This window comes from Methanobrevibacter sp. 87.7 (genome assembly GCF_002208625.1).
Lineage (GTDB): Archaea > Methanobacteriota > Methanobacteria > Methanobacteriales > Methanobacteriaceae > Methanarmilla.
Map to the genome: position 1 here is coordinate 1 of NZ_MRCT01000127.1, position 5,557 is coordinate 5,557.

General features: G+C 21.6%; 5 protein-coding genes. 4 read left to right on the top strand and 1 reads right to left on the bottom strand.

Features of this window, described 5'->3' with window-relative positions; translation table 11 throughout:
- The first annotated feature begins 251 nt into the window (after window positions 1–251).
- The 4 genes from BGI41_RS06405 (at window position 252) to BGI41_RS06425 (ending at window position 4,234) form a co-directional block, all read left to right on the top strand.
- Complete coding sequence (locus BGI41_RS06405; protein WP_198945427.1) at window positions 252–2,225, top strand: cation-translocating P-type ATPase; 1,974 nt, start codon at window positions 252–254, stop codon at window positions 2,223–2,225.
- Window positions 2,226–2,504: 279 nt separating this feature from the next.
- A complete protein-coding gene (gene cfbA / locus BGI41_RS06415; RefSeq protein ID WP_369829837.1) occupies window positions 2,505–2,954 on the top strand; it encodes a sirohydrochlorin nickelochelatase in 450 nt (149 codons plus the stop codon).
- A gap of 283 nt (window positions 2,955–3,237) precedes the next feature.
- Window positions 3,238–3,690, top strand: coding sequence for a hypothetical protein (locus BGI41_RS06420; protein WP_088539640.1), 453 nt, complete (start codon window positions 3,238–3,240; stop codon window positions 3,688–3,690).
- 49 nt (window positions 3,691–3,739) lie between these two features.
- A complete protein-coding gene (locus BGI41_RS06425) occupies window positions 3,740–4,234 on the top strand; it encodes a hypothetical protein (RefSeq protein WP_088539642.1) in 495 nt (164 codons plus the stop codon).
- 140 nt (window positions 4,235–4,374) lie between these two features.
- Here BGI41_RS06425 and BGI41_RS06430 read toward each other — a convergent pair whose 3' ends face one another.
- Window positions 4,375–5,394 (bottom strand): glycosyltransferase 4 family protein, encoded by a 1,020-nt coding sequence (locus BGI41_RS06430; RefSeq protein WP_088539643.1) that lies wholly within the window; start codon window positions 5,392–5,394, stop codon window positions 4,375–4,377.
- Between the last annotated feature and the right edge of the window lie 163 nt (window positions 5,395–5,557).

A 5,557-nucleotide genomic window follows, 5' to 3' on the forward strand; every position in this document is an offset into this window, starting at 1 on the left:
CCAATAAACTTTATATACTATTTTTTATATTATATTATATTAGATTATTTGTTAAATAGAGGTTTATTTTAATTTTATTTTATTTATTTTTAATTTAAATTAAATCTAATTTAATATAATTTTATAATTGTTATTATTTATTGAAATAAATCAATATTTTAAGTTTAATTTATTTTGATTAAAGTAAACTTTAATAATTTATAAATTTTATTAAATTCATTTGAATAATTGATTTTTATTTAGTGATTAAAATGAATGTAAGAGAATTAATAGCAAATGAATATAAAAGAAATGGAATAATTATATTAATTTCAGTCTTTTCAATTCTTTTAAGTTTTTTAAAAATAAAAATAGGTTTATTTGATTTTGCATGGGTTGGAATATTATTATGTGGTATTCCAATTATAAAAGATGCAATTATTGGACTTGTTTTTAATCATGATATTAAAGCAGATGTACTTGTATCTATAGGTATTATTTCATCAATAATTATTGGTGAAGTGTTTGCAGCAGGTGTAATTTCTGTAATTATGGCAATTGGAGGATTCCTTGAAGATTACATTGTTAATAAAACAGAAAGTAGTATGAAAGAATTATATGATTTAAATCCAATTGATACTAGAATTATTCTTAATTATAATAAAACTAATGAAGAAGAGGTTTTTACAGATATTGATGCTGTTAAAGTTGGGGATATATTAAAAGTTTTACCCGGTGAAACAATTCCTGTTGATGGTGTTGTGATAAAAGGTAGTACTACTATAGATGAATCTCCGTTAACTGGAGAAAGTATTCCTCAAGATAAAAAAATAAATTCTGAAATTTTTAGTGGAACTATTAACACATTTGGTACTTTTTATATGAAAGCATTAAAAGAAGGAAAAAATAGTTCTATTCAAAATCTTATTAGACTTATTGAAGAATCAAAACCTGAAAATGCAGAAATTGTAAGACAAGTAGATAAATGGGCTACATGGATTGTAGTTATTGCTTTTATTATGGCTTTATCAACATGGTTTGTAACTGGTCAAGTTATACGTGCTGTTACTGTACTTGTTGTATTTTGTCCATGTGGTTTAGTACTTGCAACACCAACTGCTATTGTAGCAGCAAATGGTAACCTTAGTAAATTTGGTATTTTAGTAAGAAATGGTGAAACAATTGAAGTATTATCTAAAATTAAGAATATTGCATTTGATAAAACTGGAACTTTAACTTATGGAAAACCAAAAGTTGTAGATATTTTACCACATGGTAATATTAGAAAAGATGAATTAATTTCTATTTGTGCATCTTTAGAAAAAAATTCAGAACATCCTATTGCTAAATCTATTATAGAAACATTTAAAAAAGATTATGATATGAATTATTTAAAAACAGATAATTTTCAAATGATTTTAAGTCAAGGTATTAGTGGAAGATTACTTGATGAAGATCTAAATCTAAAATTAAATAATAATAGTAATGATAATAAAAATGAGATATTTATTGGTAAAAAAGATTTTATTTCAAAATTTGTTAATATTCCTAAGGAAGTAGTACACTCTAGATATACTAGTAAAGCATCAAGTATTATTTATATTTCTACTGAAAATAAGTTCTTAGGTGCTATTGTTCTTTTAGATATATTAAGATCAGATTCAAAATCTGTAATTAATAAATTAAAAGAGTTAAATGTAAATTCAATAATGCTTACAGGAGATAATTATAAAACTGCTGAAGATATTGCTTCACAAGTTGATATATTAAATTTTAAGTCAAATTGTATGCCAACAGATAAAATTAATGTAATAAGTGATTATCAAAAATCAGGTAAAAAAATTGCTGTAATTGGGGATGGTATTAATGATGGACCTGCACTTAAAAAAGCTGATGTAGGTATTGCTATGGGTGGAATTGGAAGTGATATTACAGTTAATGCATCTGATATTACTCTTGTAAATGATGATATTAAATATATACCTCATTTATTTGAAATATCTAGAAAAACATTAAATAAAATAAATATTAATATTGCTATTTCATTAACTATTAATTTTGCTGCAATGTTTTTAGCTATTTTAGGAATTATTGATCCTGTAATAGGTGCACTTATTCATAATATAGGTTCTATTATTGTAGTGCTTAATTCTTCATTATTACTAAATTATGGTATTGATAAGGAGAATACTAAAAATCAAACATTTAATATAAATAAAAATTATTCTAAATTTAGATTACAGTAAATACTTTATAATAAATTAATAAATATTATAAAATTTTTATAAACTTTTAAAAATGAATTATTATTACTTTTAAAATTTAATAAAAGTAATTTTTAATATTAATAATTATTACTTAAACTCTTAAAACCTAATAAAAGTAATACTTCTTTTTATTTTTATTAGATTTTATTAAAAAAGTATTTAAAAGCTAATATACAATAGTATTATTATATAATAATATTTGTATTAACTAATTTCAAAATATTATTAAACTTTTAATAAAATAAATTATGTGATATGATGAATGAAAATAAAACTGGAATTTTACTTCTTTCACATGGAAGTAGATTAGAAGATGGAGCAATAGTAATTAATGCTTATAAAGATATGTATACTAAAAATCATCCTGATGCAATTGTTGAAGTAGGTTTTATGGAAATTAGAAAACCTTCTATTCCTGATGCTTTCGAAACCTTAAAATCAAGAGGAGATTTAGATAAAATCATTGTTGTTCCTGTTTTTGTTGCTGATGGAGTACATACTAAAAAAGATATTCCTAAAATTTTAGGATTAGAATCTAAAGTTGAAGAAAAGAATCATGAACATCATGATGAAGATCATGAGCATCATCACCATCATCATAATATAGAAACTGTTGATTTTGATGGGGAAATTGTTTTAACTGAACCTTTAGGAATTGATGAAAGAATTTTCGGCATTATTGAAGATAGAATTAATGAAGCATTATAAACTTCATAATTCTTATTTTTATACTATTTTGAATATTTTTTTATATAAACTATTTTTACTGTTTTCTCTTATTTTTAGATTTTTAAGTGTTTATTTATATTTTTTTACTGTTTTCTCTTATTTTTAGATAATTAACTATTTTTTACAATTTTAGCTATTTTAATTTTAAATTAAGTTTTAATTTTAAAATTATTTTTAAATTTAATATAAATTTTTAATAGAACCTATTTTTTTAGTTTAGTTTATTAAAATTTTTATAATTTTTAATCTCTTAAAATATTTAATGAATTTAAAAGATAATCAAGGTATAATATCATTAGATTTTTTATTTTCTATAATCCTTTTTATTATTATTACAAGCTTATTATTTGGATTTTTATATTCAAGTTTATCTAATGTATTTACAATTAAAGAGAATGTAGAAGAAAGATTAATAGCAGATAATATTTCAGTTTGTATAAATTCTGTATCCTCTAATGAAATTGGTTATTCTAAAATAATTCATTTAAAATCTGATGTTGTAGGTTATCCTTATTATATTAAAGTTTCAAGGTATAATGTTAATGTTTATGATAAGTTTAATAGAGGTGAATCAGCTATTTCTCCAATTAATATTAGAACAAAAAGTGGTGGAACTCCTATTTATTTTTTAATGAATTTAGGATCTTCTTATAAATTAACTAAAATAGTTGATAATAAAAATATTACTTATGTTATGTTTTATCGTGTTTCTTAGATTTTTTTTAATGAGTTTATATTTTAATTAAAATTCTTTGGTGTTTATTTTGGATAATAAAGGACAGTTGTATATAGAATATATTTTTCTTTTTATTATTGTAATTATGATTATTTTAATTAGTGTTCAATTAATATCTGAAGAAAATGAATTAAATATTGCATTAAATTGTGCAAAATCTGGAGCTTATGAAGGAACTTTAGTTGATAGTATATCTATTTATTCCATAAAAGAGTATAATAGTTTATATTCAAATAGACACTTATTTAATCCAAAAAGGATTAAAATATTAAAAATTGATTATTATAAAAGTAATTATAATTCTAGTTTTAAAAAGATAAATATTGAAATAAAAGTTACAGCTACATCTGATTTTAATCTTTCAAACACTGAAAAATCTACTTTAAGTCAGATAATAAATAATCGTATAAGGCGATCAATAGTTTATGGTTTTCATAATGAAGATAAAACTGATGCACCTTATTACAATATTTGTTATTCTAATAGATTTGTATATAGAACTGAAGATGTAAATTGGGTTTAATCTCCTAGTACTTTATATTTTTTAAATTTTATTTTATTATTTTAAAATTTATAGTTTATTTTGGTAAAAATAGTTTTTTTTAGTAATATAGTTAAAATATATATTTAAATTTTATTTTTTGTATTAAAAATTAAAAATATTTAAAAATTAAAAGTATATATAAATTCTTTAATTTTTAAAATATGTTCAAGTGATCCATTACCGGTTATAATTGGCATGTATATAGCAACAATAATACCAAGTATACCAAATATTATACCAATTCCCCAAATAATTCTAACTGCGTTTTTTTCTTTAATCGGATGTCTTAAAACTAATCTAATCATTGATTTAAATCCAGTTTCAGGTCTTACTAATTCTTCATTTTCATTTATTTGAGTAGGTTTTTGTTGTGATCTATTCATTACTCCAGCACTATAAAATTTAAGTGCAGCATCTATTATATTTGGAAGCATTATTATGGTTGCAACAAGTTTTACACGTCCTATAAGTGCAATTACTGCAATTGTAGCACCGATTATTAATGTTCCAGTATCTCCAGGGAATACTTTTGCAGGAGCTTTATTATAATATAAAAATGCTATAAGTGAACCAAGTAAACTCATACTTAATATAGTAACATCATATTTTCCAAGAATTAAACAGGATATGGTAAGAGATATCATTGAAATAATTCCAAGACCAGATTCAATACCATTTAATCCTGCAAGCATATTTGTAAGATTACTTGCTATTGAAACAATAATTGGTATTAATATTAAATAGAATATTCCAGTATTTTCTGGTGCAATCCATATTAATGGTAAACCTGCTAAAAAGAGTAAAATTAATTTTTCATATGAATTTAATGCAAGTATGTCATCTACCATTCCAATCATACCTACAAGTAATATTACAACAAGTGCAATTGATAATTCAAATGTTAAAGTAGGATGTAGTAATATTCCTATAAATATACCTATGATATAACCAAATAATATTCCTAATCCACCCATTTCTGCAACTAATGGTTTCATAGATTTATGAATATCTTTTCCAACGATATTTGCTTTTTCTAATCTTTTAATCAAATGTGGCATTAGTGTTCTAGTTAGAAACCAAGAAACTAATCCACAAATTATAGCTATTAATGTAAGTGGTATTCTAGTAATTGTAAACATTATTCTTTATCCTTTATTTTTTATAATTATATTGGATTATTTAATTTAATTTTAATAAATCTTTTTATATAATTATTAATAGTTAATATATGTTTTTTGTATAAATTTTAAAATTATAAAAATTAATTTTATTAAATTTTTAATTATTTCATTTAAACTATAT